Annotated in this window: 16 protein-coding genes; 5 read left to right on the forward strand and 11 right to left on the reverse strand. The window is 52.2% G+C overall.

The window, feature by feature from the left end:
- Together J4G78_RS03315 and J4G78_RS03320 are read right to left on the reverse strand one after the other, a co-directional pair.
- The gene (locus tag J4G78_RS03315) at nt 1–1389 is read right to left on the reverse strand and encodes a TIGR03013 family XrtA/PEP-CTERM system glycosyltransferase (protein ID WP_207988462.1); all 1389 of its coding nucleotides are present in this window, start codon (nt 1387–1389) and stop codon (nt 1–3) included.
- 133 nt (nt 1390–1522) lie between these two features.
- Nucleotides 1523–2914: a helix-turn-helix domain-containing protein gene (locus tag J4G78_RS03320; protein WP_207988464.1), complete on the reverse strand. Its 1392-nt coding sequence runs from the start codon at nt 2912–2914 to the stop codon at nt 1523–1525.
- 298 nt (nt 2915–3212) lie between these two features.
- Here J4G78_RS03320 and J4G78_RS03325 point away from each other — a divergent pair, with 298 nt between their 5' ends.
- Entirely contained in the window at nt 3213–3620 is a 408-nt protein-coding gene (locus tag J4G78_RS03325; protein WP_207988466.1) for a hypothetical protein, read from the forward strand.
- A 112-nt stretch (nt 3621–3732) separates the two neighbouring features.
- Here the strand turns inward: J4G78_RS03325 and J4G78_RS03330 are convergent, their stop codons facing one another.
- The 4 genes from J4G78_RS03330 to J4G78_RS03345 all read right to left on the reverse strand — a co-directional run bounded on the left by J4G78_RS03330 (nt 3733) and on the right by J4G78_RS03345 (nt 6936).
- The gene (locus tag J4G78_RS03330; RefSeq protein ID WP_207988468.1) at nt 3733–4110 is read right to left on the reverse strand and encodes a hypothetical protein; all 378 of its coding nucleotides are present in this window, start codon (nt 4108–4110) and stop codon (nt 3733–3735) included.
- Nucleotides 4111–4114: 4 nt separating this feature from the next.
- Nucleotides 4115–5443, reverse strand: a complete 1329-nt coding sequence (locus J4G78_RS03335) for an amidohydrolase (RefSeq protein WP_207988470.1) — start codon at nt 5441–5443, stop codon at nt 4115–4117.
- 69 nt (nt 5444–5512) lie between these two features.
- Nucleotides 5513–6154: a DUF4893 domain-containing protein gene (locus J4G78_RS03340; protein ID WP_207988472.1), complete on the reverse strand. Its 642-nt coding sequence runs from the start codon at nt 6152–6154 to the stop codon at nt 5513–5515.
- Nucleotides 6151–6936 carry a 3-hydroxybutyrate dehydrogenase gene (locus J4G78_RS03345; RefSeq protein WP_207988474.1) on the reverse strand — a complete coding sequence of 262 codons (786 nt, stop codon included), beginning with the start codon at nt 6934–6936 and terminating at the stop codon, nt 6151–6153. The genes J4G78_RS03340 and J4G78_RS03345 overlap by 4 nt, the downstream gene beginning before the upstream one ends.
- Before the next feature lie 127 nt (nt 6937–7063).
- Between J4G78_RS03345 and ypfJ the strand changes: the two genes are divergently transcribed.
- Nucleotides 7064–7972: a KPN_02809 family neutral zinc metallopeptidase gene (ypfJ, locus tag J4G78_RS03350; protein ID WP_207988475.1), complete on the forward strand. Its 909-nt coding sequence runs from the start codon at nt 7064–7066 to the stop codon at nt 7970–7972.
- Nucleotides 7973–7981: 9 nt separating this feature from the next.
- On the opposite strand, the gene creD is transcribed toward ypfJ, so the two are convergent.
- Nucleotides 7982–9406: a cell envelope integrity protein CreD gene (gene creD, locus J4G78_RS03355; protein ID WP_207988477.1), complete on the reverse strand. Its 1425-nt coding sequence runs from the start codon at nt 9404–9406 to the stop codon at nt 7982–7984.
- Between the two features lie 152 nt (nt 9407–9558).
- Here creD and J4G78_RS03360 point away from each other — a divergent pair, with 152 nt between their 5' ends.
- Genes J4G78_RS03360 through J4G78_RS03370 form a run of 3 tightly spaced genes read left to right on the forward strand, consistent with a single transcriptional unit; the run spans nt 9559 to nt 11812 of the window.
- Nucleotides 9559–10686 carry an alpha-hydroxy acid oxidase gene (locus J4G78_RS03360; RefSeq protein WP_243457201.1) on the forward strand — a complete coding sequence of 376 codons (1128 nt, stop codon included), beginning with the start codon at nt 9559–9561 and terminating at the stop codon, nt 10684–10686.
- A 20-nt stretch (nt 10687–10706) separates the two neighbouring features.
- Nucleotides 10707–11216 (forward strand): hypothetical protein, encoded by a 510-nt coding sequence (locus J4G78_RS03365; RefSeq protein ID WP_207988481.1) that lies wholly within the window; start codon nt 10707–10709, stop codon nt 11214–11216.
- A 50-nt stretch (nt 11217–11266) separates the two neighbouring features.
- Entirely contained in the window at nt 11267–11812 is a 546-nt protein-coding gene (locus tag J4G78_RS03370) for a hypothetical protein (RefSeq protein ID WP_207988483.1), read from the forward strand.
- A 16-nt stretch (nt 11813–11828) separates the two neighbouring features.
- Here J4G78_RS03370 and J4G78_RS03375 read toward each other — a convergent pair whose 3' ends face one another.
- The 4 genes from J4G78_RS03375 to sdhD are packed head-to-tail and all read right to left on the reverse strand — an operon-like array spanning nt 11829 to nt 16171.
- Nucleotides 11829–12644, reverse strand: coding sequence for a class I SAM-dependent methyltransferase (locus J4G78_RS03375; protein ID WP_207988485.1), 816 nt, complete (start codon nt 12642–12644; stop codon nt 11829–11831).
- A 49-nt stretch (nt 12645–12693) separates the two neighbouring features.
- Entirely contained in the window at nt 12694–13950 is a 1257-nt protein-coding gene (locus J4G78_RS03380; RefSeq protein ID WP_207988487.1) for a hypothetical protein, read from the reverse strand.
- Nucleotides 13950–15782, reverse strand: coding sequence for a succinate dehydrogenase flavoprotein subunit (gene sdhA / locus J4G78_RS03385; protein ID WP_207988489.1), 1833 nt, complete (start codon nt 15780–15782; stop codon nt 13950–13952). Before sdhA ends, J4G78_RS03380 begins: the two co-directional genes overlap by 1 nt.
- Complete coding sequence (sdhD, locus tag J4G78_RS03390; RefSeq protein ID WP_207988491.1) at nt 15782–16171, reverse strand: succinate dehydrogenase, hydrophobic membrane anchor protein; 390 nt, start codon at nt 16169–16171, stop codon at nt 15782–15784. The genes sdhA and sdhD overlap by 1 nt, the downstream gene beginning before the upstream one ends.
- Nucleotides 16172–16175: the final 4 nt, after the last annotated feature.

Raw genomic sequence — 16175 nt, forward strand, 5'->3', positions numbered from 1 at the left:
TCAGCGTGCACCCTCGGGCCAAAGAACAACCCGAATAGTTTGCAGCAAAATCAATATATCGAGAAAGGGCGTGTAATTTTTGGCGTAATAGAGATCATATTCCAGTTTGTGCCGGCTATCTTCGATAGATGCACCGTAGGGATAATTGATCTGCGCCCAGCCGGTAATGCCAGGCTTCACCATGTGGCGTTCAGCATAAAACGGCATTTTCGTTTGGAGATCGTCGACAAATTCCGGCCGCTCGGGACGCGGTCCAACAAAACTCATTTCACCCTTTAAAACGCTCCATGCCTGAGGCAATTCGTCAATACGGACTTTGCGAATGAAATTTCCGATCCTTGTGATCCGCGGATCATTCTCGCTAGCCCAGACGGCTTGACCAGCAATTTCAGCATCCGCACGCATGGAACGCAGTTTGAGGATGTTGAACTTCTGTCCGTATAATCCGACCCGTTGCTGTTTAAAAAACGCCCCTCCACTGCTTTCCAATTTTATCAAGGCAGCAAAAACTAAAATAACTGGCCCGGTGAACAGCAGCAGCAATAGGCTTAGAAAAACATCAAAGCTGCGCTTGAAGGCAGTTGAAATTCGCCGTCCCGACGAGAAACCATCAGAAAAAATAAACCAGCTGGGGTTAACAGTATCGAGATCCACACGTCCGGTTTCCCGCTCCAGAAAACTGGACATATCATTGACGTGAACACCGGTTGTTTTGATGGTCAACAGATCGGACACAGGCAGAGAATTGCGCCGTTCCTCAAGCGCTAAAACAACCTCACTAACTTCCAAGTCAATCACATGCTGTGGTAAGTTTGAAATGTCAGACCGCTTTACCGCTGTACCAACGATCGCCGGGCCTTCATTCATATCGACAAAACCGCTGACAATGAAGCCACTTTCCGGTTTACCCGAAAGGTCAGCAATACGATTTGCGCGAGGACCAGCGCCAAGAATTAGCAAGCGACGCTTGAACACGTCGCTATCCAATATTTTACCCAAAATTATACGCGCGGCCATCAACAGAAAAATCGACAAAAGCATCGCATATAATGAATTGGATCGCCAAAGCGTTATGCCAGGCAATATGAAGGCCATAAGAGATAAGAAGATAACGCCTAAAGAAATGGCGACCAATATTCGCGCTGCGGCAAATCTCAGCGATTGAAGAGCTTCTGTACCATAAACACCGACAGCGACTAGCGCGACTTCCAAAGCCAGCGCAAAGCTGATGATTGGTGCCGGGCGATCAAAAATCGAGCCCGTAGCCATTCCGATTTGGTTAGCGCGAAAAATCCAGCTGATTTCTGCAGCAACCACGAGCAGAAATACATCCAACAATCCCAAAAAAAGGAGCGGATATGGGATGTAATGTTTGAACAACCTTATCATCGAGGGCGCAGACTTTCGTTTATCCTCACTCGCGATAAACAAAATTAGTAAGCTGTCGGTTAATTTTACACTCTATTTCAGGAAAAATGCCGAGATTTCATGAAAGTTGTTCAGTTTTCCGACAGAATACCAGCTAATCGGTGACAAAATCATAAGGCGCAAAACCTCTTTCTTGAGCGTCGAACTGCAATGTCCGACTCTTGGGTGGTGCGGATCGTTGAGAACATTGGGACCGTGTGCAGGCCGGGCAGCCCAACCCAATTAAATCGCCATTTTCTGACGATAGATCGACCCCGCGGGCATCGGATAGCGGCGAGGCGAGTTCAGCGGAAACACCTAATCCAATCGCAAATTCTGCCGCAAAACCGCCGGCACCAGAACCGATGCCTTGAACGGCGCGAGACAAGGTGAACCAATTGGACCCATCTTCCAACGCAACCAATTGGGATTGTATCTCCAAGGGCCGTTCAAACGCTCTATGAACATGCCACAATGGACAGCGATATAGGCTTTGAACCAGCGAGGCGTTACTGGCTCCAGCGAAGCGTTTTGAGACAAATCCTGATCGATCTATTCTTATCATAAAAAACGGCAAACCGCGCGCACCGACGCGCTGTAAGGTCGTTAAACGATGCGCAACTTGCTCGAAACTGGCACCAAAGCGCCTCTCCAACAGTGATAGTTGATAACCTGTTTGTTCGCATGCTCTTAGAAAACGAGCATATGGCATTATCAAAGCTGCTGCAAAATAGCCTGTCAGGTGTCGATGATAAAGACGCTTTGCGGTATCATCCTGAAGATCCGCACCGGCTATCAGGGCATTAATTTCTGACTTGGCCTCTATCTCGGCTAGTAAAGCCGCAGCCTGAAACGTGCGAGAGGCAGGGTCGAGCATTTCCGACAATTGCAACTGCCGCGCATGCAAATCCAATCGTCTCAACAAATCTGGCATCACAGATTCTGGCAGAATTCTGATCGCAAGTTGGTGTTTTACGCGAAGCCGCTCTGTAATAGCGCCATAGAGATCTGCGGTACCCAGGCGCAATTCATCTGCGAGAGTTTCTGCCATGGCATCCAGATCAGCGAAATGGTTCCGCCACCGCTCGATTTCTTTGCGCACGAGCTGGATAGAGTCTGGCGCTTCTAACTCGCCTCCTCCCTGGTTCCTGAATTTATTGTCGAAAACTCTCACGAAGGCTTCCGCTGTATTTGGTGCCATAGCCAACCAGTCTTCCAGTTCAGATCGATCTATCGATAGATCATCAAACATGGAATCCGCCAGCCGTCTGCTGACCCCTTCAACGCCACCGCCAGGTTCGTCAGTGGCCAATTGACGTGGATCGAAGTCAAATCGATCTGCAAGCAAAAGCATCAGACGGGCAGAAAGAGGGCGCTGGTTACGTTCGATCAGGTTTAGATAGCTGGGCGAGATATCCAGCGCATCGGCCAATGCGACTTGGGTCATTCCTGCACCACGTCGCAATCGCTTGATGGATGCACCTGCAAAAAACTTTCTGTCCGCCATATGCAGCGCCTATGTAAATAAATTTACATATTTACAACGAAAAATCGATTTGGCTCGCAAATTTACACAAATATCTGTAAATTTTCGTAGCTTTGACATCGGCAATTCGACTACCAAGATAAAAAGAGATCATAAATCAGGTCATTTATCCAACAGTTTCCTGGGGAGGAAAATCTATCCGTCGGAGCCTTGCCGCTCCGACGGATTTTTTATGTGACCAGGAAATCACATGGGTAAACATTTTTTAATCCACAGACATTAAGGCTTAAGGTGATTTCTTAGCAATTGGATGTTCCAAATGATCAAACAAGCTGTTCTTTTTGTCGCTTCGACAGGCTTGCTAGTATATTTTATAATGCCTGCAGATAAAGAAAAACCAAGCCAGCCGGCCGTTCAGGAAGCTTCTGGATCAAAGTCCAACAGCCAGAAGGAAATAGCTGACTCGTGGTATGCTGACAGCGGCGACGAGGAAGATTTCGTATTTGGTGAACCATTGGTTTATTCTGAAGAGGACAAACCTTCGTCAAATAATGTCGGTGAAGAAGAAGGCGGAAGCCAGCCTGTCGTCAATGACGTGGCTAGAATTGAGAAAAAACGAAATTATGTAAGCCCTGCGGTTTATAACAAAGCTCCAAAACCTGGTGGCCTTGGCAGCAAAGAACGCCCAATTGACATGTCACCTCCCGGTGGAAGACAGAAATTCTAATATCCGTCCGTGTCCTATCGCGGGAGCACTTGGTTTTCGCGGCGGGGGGTCAACATTAGCTTGAATGAACAATTTTCCGTGATTTTTTCGCACCGGCAACCAAATGATCTTGCTATTTGCAGCGCTTCATAACGTAATCATCCGGCTCAATCTTCAGTATAAATTGATCCGGTCCGGATATTGAAACCGGACCCTCCATCTGAAAACGGCTACCCTCTTCTTCTGTTTCTTCATCCACCGCCAAGTCGATGAGATTAAGTGTGAGTTGTCCTCCATACCATTGCCAAGTTCCCGTCAAATCTTCCGAGACGAAGTTGCCGCCGGCCAGCAATGTCCAATTGGTTGGCTGATCACATGCCTCTTCAGCGAATGCCCAACGTCCTTCAAAATAATCTGGACCGACACCGTCATCGGAGTCCGAGGACTGACTGTTGGCGATTAACAGCAACCCTGCAAAAACACCGGAAACCAGAATCCCCAAAGGCTTCACCGGCCTAGCCACCCTTTTTCATCAATTTAAGGGCGGCTGCGGTGAGTGCTTCTGCACCGGTTGCGACCACTTTTTCCGCGTCGGGTGCCCAATGCGGACTGTGGAGTGAGGGCAATTTCCGCCCCTCTTTCTTAGCCGCCTGATATTCGTCCATCGGCACACCACCGACCCAGAAAATCATGCTTTTGATGGATTCGTCGGCCCGGCGATACCGGCTAAAATCCTCACCGCCCATCACTGGTTTCGATTGTACGACCCGCTCCTTTCCAAAACGCGCTTCAAACAGCTTTGCCATTTCCATGCTAAATTCCGGGCTGTTATAGGTGGACGGCGTGAACTCGTCATCGCGTACGCGGATGACTGGCATTCTATCCTCAGGAAGGCCGGCAGTCACTGCTTCCCCTTTCGCAATCCGCTTGATCCCATCAAGCAATTTCGCACGCGTTTCGTCTGAATAGCTGCGCACAGTAAGCAGCAAGTTCGCCTTGTCGGGAATAATATTATGTTTGAAGCCCGCCTGAAAACTGCCCACCGTTACAACGGCCGGGTCCTGCGGATCTATTTCTCGGCTTACCAATGTTTGCAGCGCACCAACGATACGCGAAGCGACAACAATCGGATCCTTGGTTGTGTGCGGATAAGCCCCGTGTCCGCCGACACCTTTGACTTCGATGTCGACACTATCGACATTGGCTAATGCATAGCCAGGCGCATAACCAATGAAGCCAGCAGGCGCGCCCGCAGCGTCATGAAAGGCCAGCACATATTCCGGCTTCGGAAATCGTGTATAAAGACCATCATCCAACATCGCCTTAGCGCCTTCGCCGGTTTCTTCAGCGGGTTGCAGGATCATCACCAACGTGCCTGACCACTCGGCTTTGCGCGCCGACAATTGCCGAGCGGTTCCGACCCAGCCCGTCATGTGGGTGTCATGGCCACAGGCATGCATCACACCCGTATCATTCCCTTCACGGGTTTTAGCCATGACTTTAGACGCAAACGGCAATCCGGTCTTCTCGACTAATGGCAGAGCGTCCATATCCGCGCGGATCATCACGGTTGGGCCAGTGCCATTTTTCATCACTGCAACCACGCCGGTGCCGCCTACTTTTTCCGTAACATCAAAACCTAAGCGACGCGCCTCGACTGCCAGCTTTGCGGCGGTCTTAAATTCTTCACCGCTTAGTTCGGGATTGGCATGCAAATCACGATAAATTTCCATCAGCGATGGCAAATCCGCTTGGATCGCATCCTTCAATGGATCGGCGTGCGCCGGTGTACAGAACAAAACAGAAGTGGCAGCCGCCAAAGCGACTTTTGAAAATTTACCCATCACTATCCCCGAGCTATTATGTGACTGCCCGGAACCTAACCGCTGAAGCGACGCTTGCAAGGCATAAATTCATTCGGTGATCGGTGTCAGTTCCATCACATCGACCGTTGACTCATAATAGGGATAAGGAAAAACCATTCGCCATCGTTCTGGACCTATCCGCTGTACCACAGCTGCCTGATCACGCTCTGCGCTATTGCCATAGGCGATCAGCTTGTCTTCATATCCGTAAATCAGTGATCCCAAATAAATGGAATGGTGTGTACCCGCTTCATAAAGCCACCCGATGGTGCGCTGCGATCCTGTCAATTTGGTGAAATGGCGGCGGCCAGCGTCGACTGTTACCCGGCAACGGAAAGCGGGATAGGCGATATAGGGCAAGCCGCCCGCTGCATATCCGGCGAGCTTGCTAATCGAGCAAGCGTAAAGGCCAGCCGGAATATTACTGTTTGGAAGAGCCGCTGATTCTTGGAACAACGGGTCTCGTTCCGAGATTTTGTCTGCTTCACCACGCTGCACGGCACTTTCACGGCCGAGCCGCAACGCTTTTTGCCAATCGTCCAGTCGTTTTTCATCCGCTGCCGTAACGAGCGTACGCCATTGCGAAGGCGGTTTGGCCTTTTCCTCGGCAGCGACAACAGGTGAAAATCCGACTGCGGCCAAGAATATCGAGGCCAGAATCAAAACTATCGAAAAAACGGAGCGGATCATTGTGCCGTCCAGCCTCCGTCGATGGAAATATTAGCACCGGTTATTGCACTGGCTTCATCTTTACAGAGAAAAACCGCCAGTGCGGCTATCTGCTCAATCTGAACAAATTGCTTAGTCGGCTGACCAGCCAGCAGCACGTCATTCATAACCTGTTCGCGCGTCATATTCCGAGCTTTCATTGTGTCGGGTATCTGGTTTTCAACCAATGGTGTCCAAGCATAGCCGGGCGAGATTGTATTGACCGTAATACCCTCTTGAGCCACTTCCAGCGCCACCGTTTTGCTAAAACCCGCAATCGCATGCTTTGCGGCATTATAGGCTGATTTGTAAGGGCTAGCGACCTTGCTGTGCATCGATCCGGTGTTGATAATCCGGCCCCAGCCTCGTTCTTTCATCCCGGGCAAAACCGCTTTCGTTGTGTGGAAAGCGCTGTTGCAGATGATATCCATAATCGCATCCCACTTCTCTTCGGGGAATTCATCCACCGGCGCGACATGCTGGATACCGGCATTATTGACGAGAATATCGACGGCGCCCAGTTGCTCTGCGCAGTCGGCAACCATTTGACGAATTTCCTCCGGCTTGGTCATATCGGCTTTGCTGTAAGCGGCCTTCGCTCCGCTAAGGCTTTCCAATTCTTGCCGCAATGCGTCGATTTCGCCTTCATCACCAAAGCCGTTGATCATCACCGCTGCGCCCTCGGCCGCCAATGCTTTGGCATATCCCCCGCCGATGCCAGAGGTCGAACCGGTAATTAGCGCGGTTTTGCCGTTTAGAAACATCCATTTTCTCCTTTCGGCGACCTTAAAAGAGTCGAGAATGACTGCAACGGCTTTTTGTAAAAGAAATGCGCAATACTTGCGCTTTCGTTCGATTCAGGCGAATTGGGTTCCAAGAGGAGAAGAAGCCATGCGTTTAGATGATCTGGATCCGAGCAAAAATGCCCGTGACCACGGCCGTGGCGGTGGACGTCGAGGATTTGGTGGTGGCGGCGGCGGAGGCGGCCTTGGATTGCTCCTGAGCTTCCTTCCCATGTTATTGGGCCGCAAAATGGGCTGCGGCACGATCCTGTTGATCGGTGGCGCCGCACTGGCCTTCATGTATTTTGGTGGTGGAGCGAGCATGTTAACCGGCGGCGGCACCCAAGCCGGCGGTTCTGGCGACGCTGTTGCCTATGACACGCAGGACGAAATTTTTGCCGGTCAGGTCTTAGCCTCAACCGAACAAACATGGTCCAAATTGTTTCAGGCGAACGGATCACGCTATCAACCCACAACGATCAACTTCTATCAAGGTGGCGTCAGCTCCAACGGTTGTGGTTCGGCAAGCTCGGCTGCAGGTCCATTTTACTGCCCGGCCGATCAGGGCATTTATCTTGATACCTCGTTTTTCAACGAGCTGGAAACCAGAATGGGCGCCAAAGGTGATTTCGCCAAGGCTTATGTGATTGCTCATGAGGTTGGCCACCACATCCAGACATTAAGCGGCGTTTCCAAACAGGTCCGCCAAGCACAAGCCCGTTCAAGCAAAGCAGAAGGAAACGCGCTGCAAGTGCGCATGGAACTTCAGGCCGATTGCTATGCAGGTGTCTGGGCTGCGCAAAATGCCGACCGCATGGAGCCCGGGGATGTTGAAGAAGGCCTAACCGCTGCGCACGCTATCGGTGATGACACTTTGATGCGCGGCGCTGGACAGCGTCCGGTAGAAAGCATGTTTACCCATGGTAGTTCCGAACAGCGCATGGCGTGGCTGAAAAAAGGGATGCAAACCGGCGATCCGGCCGCCTGCGATACATTCGCAAGCGGCGCGGTTCGCTAGGCTGTTCGCTTAGGTTGCGTTGGTCTTTTGCAACGAACGCGACCAATCCAACCGGCGGGTAACAAACATCACCCCGGCCAGAGCGGCAAAGATCAACAGTGAACCGATGAGCAGAGAGTAAGCCTCAAGGCTCAGCAGGATGTAGATCACACCGTAAAGTGCAGCGAGCAAGCCGCCGATAATCGATGCCCTTCGCCAACTGGACAGAACCGATGCGGCATAGGCCGTGATCAATCCAATCGTGGCTACCGATGCCGCGACATAGGCAAGCGCAAAGCCGATAATCTCGGCAAAGGCGAGCAGCAGGATGAAGAACAGCACCAGCGCAACGCCAACCAGGATATACTGGACGGAAGAAATCCGTACGCCACCGATCAGATCGAACAGCAAGAAAGCGACAAAGGTAAAGCCGATAAACAGGAAACCATATTTGGTCGCCCGGCTGACTTGATCATAAAGATCAACGGGCTGGATGAGATTGACGGTCACGCTGGATGCGCTCTCCGCTCCACCGCCGCCGTAGGAGTCAAATGATCGGTTACTATTTTGTGGAAAAACCTGCTGCCCCGCTTGCGTGGAGGTCAGCGAGCTACCCAGGGCCAGATTGGATATACCATATTTCGCGGTGAAGCCTGTTTCCGTGACTTCATTATCGGGCAAGAAACCGCCCGTAAAGCTTGGGTGCGGCCATTTTGATGTGACGGACCAGTTGGTCTGCCCCGCATCTGGCACCATTGTCAGGCTCTCCGTTCCGCGGAATTTTACGTCAAATTCTATAGCCATTTCACCGTCTGCCAAAGCGGTCGCATCCAGCCACGAAAAGAAACCGGTGTTACCGGTTTCGCCAAGGCCTTTACCCGGCTGTAAAACCAGCGGTTGGCCATCAACGGTCAGCTTATTGTCAGCCGACAAGCCTCTTGCATCCGAAAGGCCGAAGCGAATCTCAGCGCGGGCAAAATCGATATCTGCCGGATCAATACCGGAACGATCAAAATCCTCGGGCAATTTGAAGGAAGCAGAACCGGTTACATTGGTGTTGTAAATCACGACTTCATAGATGGAGCGGCTTTTGACTTCGGTCTTGATGTCGCTGTCAAAAGTCATGACTTCTGGCGAGATATAGAGTTCGCGTGTAACCACATTGGTGCGGGTAACAGTCTTGCCGTCCTGTTCCACTGATTCCTGAACCTTTGCTCTGTAAGGCAAAACGATCTTCGGCCCGGCGAACACTTGCTGACCACCCCAACCCGTGACAATGGATCGCTCCGCCTGCTCGCTCTGGTTTTGGCGGTCGTAAATCAGCAGCCAGCTAGCGAATAACGGAATCGCAAGCAGGAAGCCCGTTAGCAGCACCAAAAGAAATTTAGCGCCGGGCGATCTTTCCGGTTTTGCCGTTTGCTCCGGCGATTGAATAGGTTCGGCGTTTTCAGTCATCGTGAACTTTCCCTCTAAATCCCTGTATTTGGATGGCCGCCGCTCTTGCAAGCCGCTGCCATTGCTCTAATCATAATCCTCATGCTCTTCCATCCGAGCGACGAATCGAGGCCTACGTGCGACGAATTAACACATTAGGGGATTGCCACAATGTGAACGACTTTCGTTCGCTGGCGAAAAAACGTCTTCCTTTTCCGATCTTTGACTATATTGATGGCGCCGCTGATGACGAAGTGACCCGTCGCCGTAATACCGAAGCCTATGAGGCGTGCGACCTTGTACCCAATGTCCTCGCCGGGGTCGAGACAATCGATATGAAGACGACAGTCATGGGCCAGGAACTCGCTATGCCTTTGTTCCTTTCACCCACGGCCTTGCAACGCCTGTTCCACTGGCAAGGCGAACGCGGCGTGGCGCGAGCCGCCGAGAAATTCGGGACATTTTTTGGTATCTCTTCGCTGGCGACGGTCAGCATTGAGGAAATCGGGAAGAGCATCAGCACACCCAAAATGTTCCAGCTCTATGTTCACAAGGACAAGGGCCTTAACAGATCGATGGTCGAACGCTGCAAGGCCGCGAAATTCGATGCGATCACCCTGACCGTCGACACCATCGTCGGTGGCAATCGGGAACGCTGCCTGCGCTCCGGATTTACCAGCCCGCCCAAAATTACACCTGCCAGTTTCCTGAGCTACGCGACCAAACCGGCCTGGGCCGTCAATTATATGCTTCGCGAGAAATTTGAACTGTCCAACCTTAAAGACCATGTCGCGGAGGGTACCAATGTTGCACTATCGGTGGCGGAATATTTCTCAACTATGCTCGATCAATCACTCGACTGGCGCATGGCGGAAGATGTGCGCAAGGACTGGGGCGGTGAATTTTGTTTAAAAGGCATTATGTCCGTGGAAGACGCCAAACGCGCGGTAGATATTGGCGCAACAGCGATCATGGTTTCCAACCATGGTGGACGGCAACTGGATGGATCCCGCGCGCCTTTTGATCAGCTTGCAGAGATCTGCGAAGCGGTAGGCGACCGGATAGATGTCATTTGCGACGGCGGGATCACCCGCGGCAGCCATGTGCTGAAAGCGTTAAGCGTTGGTGCAAAGGCCTGTTCCGGAGGGCGGCTTTACCTCTATGCCCTGGCAGCGGCGGGGCAGGCAGGGGTTGAACGCAGCCTCGGCTTGCTGCAAGCTGAGATTGAACGGGACATGAAACTTATGGGTGTGACATCCGTTGATCAGTTGAACCGTGACAACTTGCGGTACCGGACTTGAAGACAAACAGGGAATTGATGATGCGAAACTCCATAAAACTAGCAATCGGCTCATGTGCGACAGCGCTTCTCTTTTCCGCACCGGCTCAGGCGCAAAAAGCTGACCCTGATCAGTCGATGGAAGAACATGCGGAGGATGCAGCGACCACACCGGCCAGGGATGTCGGTTTGAAGAAAACCAAAATACCCGAAAAACTGATCGCCATTCAAGACGATCCCTATTCTCTCGATGGTCTGCGGCGCTGCGCCGCGATCATCAATGAAGTGGAAGAACTGGATGTTGTACTGGCGCCCGATGTGAATGAGGAAGTCGATAAGTCCAAAGCGGAAAAACGCGAGGAAACAGCCGGGCGTGTGGCGGGTGGAATAATTGGGGGACTGATCCCGTTTCGCGGCATCGTCCGAGAAATATCCGGTGCGGCGGGAGACGAACGCAAATATAATGCAGCGGTCTACGCAGGTGTCGTCCGGCGCGGCTTCCTGAAAGGTGTGGGCCGGGAAAGGGGTTGCAAGGCACCCGCGCGTCCGTAAACTGTAATAGCGGGGCAAAAAACTTAAGGGGGCACTTGGGGAAGGACATCATGTCCACCAACAAAACCGCAGCCAGCCTGTTTACAGCTATATGTGTTAGCTTTGCTACCAGCGCGCAAGCCGAGATGCCGCATAAAGACCTTTCCATGGAAAGACACGCTGAAAACGCGCTGATGCAGCCGGTAAAAGACGTAAACTTGCGAAAAGACCAAATTCCCGAGAAACTTTTGGCTGTTCAAAACCACCCTTATGATCTTGAAAATATGCGGGGTTGCCGAGCGTTAGAGGCTGAAATTACGCAGCTGGATGAACTTCTCGGGCCTGATATCAACCAGTTGCAGGAAAAAAGCCTGACCGAAAAACGTGAGCAAGGTGTAAGCCGAGTGGCTGGTGCAATGATCGGAGGGCTGATCCCCTTTCGGGGGGTCGTCCGCGAGTTAAGCGGTGCCAATGCTGCAAAGCGCCGGTTTCTGGAAGCAATTGCAGCGGGCAATGCACGGCGAAGTTTTTTGAAAGGCGTTGCCGTGACAAAAGGCTGTTTGACCGCGCCGCAGCCACGCGTGCTGGCATTGGCCTATAATTTTCAGGGATTTTAGGTAGCGTTCTTAACGCTCAACGCGCTCGTACAATCCAAATACCGCCTGGCAATGCCACTCGGCCACCATCATCATGGGGTGCGAGGGCCTCTTTCAAGGCCAGCAGAAGCCGGGATTTCAGCTCGTCGTCAACTTCTCTCAGCGCCCGTGATGCCGGTCCGATCTGGGATGAAAAATAGACCGCATCATCGACGCCGCCCGATTGCGACAGGCAAATCTCAACGGGATGCGATGTCATCGTAACGTCTTCAAAACCCGCTTTGGTCAATATGCTTTGCAACCGCTCGCCATCTGCAAATGCAAATGGCCCGGGCGCATGCGGGTCTGTTTCCGGCGCCTCTGGCAACAAAGGCTTGATCGCCGCCATGGGAACCATCACCCACAAATTGACCTTCGGGCTCTGCCAGCAAGCAAAGACCATCCGGCCGCCGGGCTTCAGATTGGCTTTAATATTTGTGAAAGCAGCCACCGGATCTTCGAAAAACATCACGCCAAAGCGTGACATGATCAGATCAAAACCTTCATCCGCCCGATATTCGGCAGCATCCGCCAGCAGGAGTGTACCGCGACCATTCGCGCGTGACCGCGCCCGTTCCAGCATGGGTTTAGACACATCAACGCCAGTTACATCCGCGCCAGCATCCATCGCAATCAGCGAAGTTTCACCGGTGCCGCAGCCAATGTCCAAAACGCGCTCGCCGGGTATAATGGCGGCGGCTTCCAGCAACAGGGATGTGACTGGCGCCAGCAATGCGTCCATGACATCCTGCTGCTCCGTCCACTTCACACCAGCATTGTCATTCCAATATTCGATCTGCTCTTCATTGGACATTACCGTGCTCCATTTTATTTATGGGGTCCACAGCTTGCAAGACCGGGACTTACAAATCTTTTAGAAAATCGAACTCATCATCTTCGCGCGGATCGGGATTGAATAAAATTTTCAACCTTTGCGGTGACGAAGGGATTGCTTTTTTTGGATCAGCGAAATGCAGTTTGATATCGGTATGCTTAAACGCAGCTTTCAGCTGGTGCCAATATTGCCCCTCAATTACAATCAGCGCCCTGCCCCAACGAAAGTCCCCCGGATTCGCATCTGCAGCGATGGCAGACAATAACTTCAGCAGGTTTTGTTGGTCAGACGAGGCAATGGAAAGCTCAGTATATATCCAATCCGTTTCATTCTTGCCTTCCACCATCTCGGCAAATTCATCTTTAATCCATTGCACCGACTTTTGATAATCGGCGTGGTCAACCGGTCTCAAATGTTTGGTGGCGCTGATATCATCGGGTTCAATCATGCGAAACCAAGCCTCCCGCATGTAGTGATGCCAGTCGCGCTCCGTCATGGGGTATTTCGCTATAAGCGGCGCCAGCTCGGCTTCTATCCTGTTCGCTTCCCAATCCAATTGGCTTTTTTGTACGGCGAGAGCAGACAACATAGCGTCTATCCATGCATCGGTATCGCTTTTCGAGACGTATCCGCTGTCCAAATCAATTTTAAACTCGACAGTCTTTACCTTTGAATGATCGCCTCGGGAGTCAAGAACTGGAGAAATTATGGCCAGCTTAAATCCTTCATGGTCAAATACTGGATCGCCTTTTTTCCAAGACCGGGAACTCACACTTCGCGGTAAGGCCTGCAAGTAGTAGGGCGGCAGGAACGACTCCAAGTCGTGAGCACCCAATAGGCCCTTTCCACGCTTATAACGGACTATTGTGGCCGGGCCATAGCCTACACTATGCCAGTTATCGAACGTAACCAGATACTGGCCATCATCCGAAAGAATTGCCGTGACTGGAGCCACTTCATTAACAAGGTCCACCTCCCAATTGGTTAGCCAATTGCCCGATCCATCTTTCATTTCGATGACCGCCAAAGCCCTAACAATGGAAGCGTCAGGCGGAAGCCCCGGATCTTTCCGTTCATCCAGCTTGTCGCGAAAATACTCTAGGGGACTAGACAGATCACGCGGAATGATGGTGACGCGAGCAGCACCTGAATCTGACTCGAACACAGCCTGTCCAGGTGGTGCCCAACTGTCAGCTAGAACCGGCTGAGAAGCAATTGCACTAAACAGGAAAAAACACAGATACTGAATTGATTGAGCAAAACTAAAGCTCAATCCTCTTTGCATCAATAAACCCGCTTCTTGGGTTTCACATATTCCGCTTCGTCAGTCAGCGTGAAGTCATGAACCGGACGATAGCTGATATCGACTTTACCGGTACCGCGCGCCTGATCGGGGCCGCCCCAGCCGTTAAATGTTGCAACCGTGTGCTTCATCCATTGCTTGTCATTCCGGTCTTCATAATCCTCATGCATATGGGCACCGCGGCTTTCCTTGCGGTTAGCGGCGCTTTCCATGGTGACGACCGCTTGACCCATCAGGTTGTCAAGTTCCAGCGTTTCGATAAGGTCGGTATTCCAGATCAGTGAGCGGTCGGTGACGCTAACATCGCTGAGCTTTTTGTTGACCGCCTGCATCTCTTTAACGCCTTCGGCCAGCAACTCATCGTCGCGGAACACAGCGCAATTTTTCTGCATCGTTTTCTGCATCTCTGTGCGCAGTGAGGCGGTTGTTGTACCGCCTTTCGCATAGCGGAAATGATCCAGACGAGAAAGTGAGAGATCGGCTGAGTCTTTGGGCAATGGCTTGTGCGATGCCCCCGGTTTTAGTTTGTCTTTCAGACGCAGGCCGGTTGCCCGGCCGAAGACCACCAGATCGATCAACGAATTAGAGCCAAGGCGGTTTGCACCGTGCACAGACACACAAGCCGCTTCGCCTACGGAATATAGTCCGGGTACTACCGCATCCGGATCATCCTTCGTCGGGTTCACCACTTCGCCATGATAGTTACAGGGTATGCCGCCCATGTTATAATGGACCGTCGGCACCACCGGCAGAGCCTGACGCGTCAAGTCGACACCAGCGAAAATCTTGCCGGTTTCGGTAATGCCAGGCAGCCGTTCGGCCAAAACACCTGGATCAATATGATCGAGATGCAGATAGATATGATCTTTCTCTGGTCCGACACCGCGACCTTCGCGGATTTCGGTGGCCATGCAGCGGGAGACCACGTCGCGAGACGCGAGATCTTTTGCGCTCGGCGCATAGCGTTCCATGAAACGCTCGCCTTCGGAATTGGTCAGATAACCGCCCTCCCCGCGCGCGCCTTCGGTAATCAGCACGCCCGCACCGTAAATACCGGTCGGGTGGAACTGCACAAATTCCATGTCCTGCAAAGGCAGGCCAGCGCGCAGCACCATGCCGCCACCGTCACCGGTGCAAGCATGGGCAGAGGTCGCGCTGTAGTAGCAACGACCATAACCGCCGGTTGCGAGCACGACTGCATGCGCACGGAAACGATGGATCGATCCGTCTTCCAAACAGATTGCGATCACACCGCGGCACTCGCCGTCTTCCATGATCAGGTCGATGGCGAAATATTCGATGAAAAAGTCCGCGTCATATTTCAGGCTCTGCTGATAGAGCGCATGAAGCATCGCGTGACCGGTCCGGTCGGCTGCAGCGCAGGTGCGCTGAACCGGAGGTCCTTCACCCATATTCTGCATATGACCGCCAAAGGGGCGTTGATAGATCGTGCCATCTTCATTGCGGGAGAACGGTACACCGGCATGTTCCAGCTCGTAAACCGCCTGAGGTGCTTCCCGGACGAGATATTCAATCGCGTCCTGATCACCCAGCCAGTCAGAACCTTTGACCGTGTCATACATATGCCAGGACCAGTGATCCGGCGTGTTGTTACCCAGCGAAGCGGCAATACCGCCTTGCGCAGCGACTGTGTGCGAACGTGTTGGAAAAACCTTTGTAATACAAGCGGTTTTCAGGCCCGCTTCGGCGGAGCCCATGGTGGCGCGCAAACCGGATCCACCGGCCCCCACGACGACCGTGTCGAACGTATGATCGATAATCTTGTAAGCGGGTTTTGAATCTGTGTCAGTCATTAAGCGACCACTCCGGTAAAGGCGACCTTGGCGACAGCGAATATTCCCAGCGCTGCTCCGCCAATGGCGAAAAAGTTAAGCAGGATGATGAGGCCAAATTTCAGGCCGTGATCAGGGACATAATCTTCGATCAGTACCTGCAGGCCAAGCCGCAAGTGCCAAAAGATGCTCACCAGCATCAACATCATCGGAACCGCAACCAGTGGCGAGGATAACCAGCCGATCAAAAGTTCATGTTCGTAATGGGGTAGCCTCAACAAAGAGATAAGAAGCCATCCGATTAGCGCGAGATTACCGACAGCGGTAACGCGCTGAATGATCCAGTGATGGGCGCCTTCCTGAGCAGAACCAAGACCGCGGACTTTACCAATATTTGTTCCTGATCCCATCGTC

It is taken from the genome of Parasphingorhabdus cellanae, from assembly GCF_017498565.1.
GTDB classification, from domain to species: Bacteria; Pseudomonadota; Alphaproteobacteria; order Sphingomonadales; family Sphingomonadaceae; genus Parasphingorhabdus; species Parasphingorhabdus cellanae.

Coding starts and splice junctions, on each gene's coding strand:
- J4G78_RS03315 (WP_207988462.1), bottom strand. CDS start 1,389: ATGATAAGGTTGTTCAAACATTACATCCCATATCCGCTCCTTTTTTTG.
- J4G78_RS03320 (WP_207988464.1), bottom strand. CDS start 2,914: ATGGCGGACAGAAAGTTTTTTGCAGGTGCATCCATCAAGCGATTGCGA.
- J4G78_RS03325 (WP_207988466.1), top strand. CDS start 3,213: ATGATCAAACAAGCTGTTCTTTTTGTCGCTTCGACAGGCTTGCTAGTA.
- J4G78_RS03335 (WP_207988470.1), bottom strand. CDS start 5,443: ATGGGTAAATTTTCAAAAGTCGCTTTGGCGGCTGCCACTTCTGTTTTG.
- J4G78_RS03340 (WP_207988472.1), bottom strand. CDS start 6,154: ATGATCCGCTCCGTTTTTTCGATAGTTTTGATTCTGGCCTCGATATTC.
- J4G78_RS03345 (WP_207988474.1), bottom strand. CDS start 6,936: ATGTTTCTAAACGGCAAAACCGCGCTAATTACCGGTTCGACCTCTGGC.
- ypfJ (WP_207988475.1), top strand. CDS start 7,064: ATGCGTTTAGATGATCTGGATCCGAGCAAAAATGCCCGTGACCACGGC.
- creD (WP_207988477.1), bottom strand. CDS start 9,406: ATGACTGAAAACGCCGAACCTATTCAATCGCCGGAGCAAACGGCAAAA.
- J4G78_RS03365 (WP_207988481.1), top strand. CDS start 10,707: ATGCGAAACTCCATAAAACTAGCAATCGGCTCATGTGCGACAGCGCTT.
- J4G78_RS03370 (WP_207988483.1), top strand. CDS start 11,267: ATGTCCACCAACAAAACCGCAGCCAGCCTGTTTACAGCTATATGTGTT.
- J4G78_RS03375 (WP_207988485.1), bottom strand. CDS start 12,644: ATGTCCAATGAAGAGCAGATCGAATATTGGAATGACAATGCTGGTGTG.
- J4G78_RS03380 (WP_207988487.1), bottom strand. CDS start 13,950: ATGCAAAGAGGATTGAGCTTTAGTTTTGCTCAATCAATTCAGTATCTG.
- sdhA (WP_207988489.1), bottom strand. CDS start 15,782: ATGACTGACACAGATTCAAAACCCGCTTACAAGATTATCGATCATACG.
- sdhD (WP_207988491.1), bottom strand. CDS start 16,171: ATGGGATCAGGAACAAATATTGGTAAAGTCCGCGGTCTTGGTTCTGCT.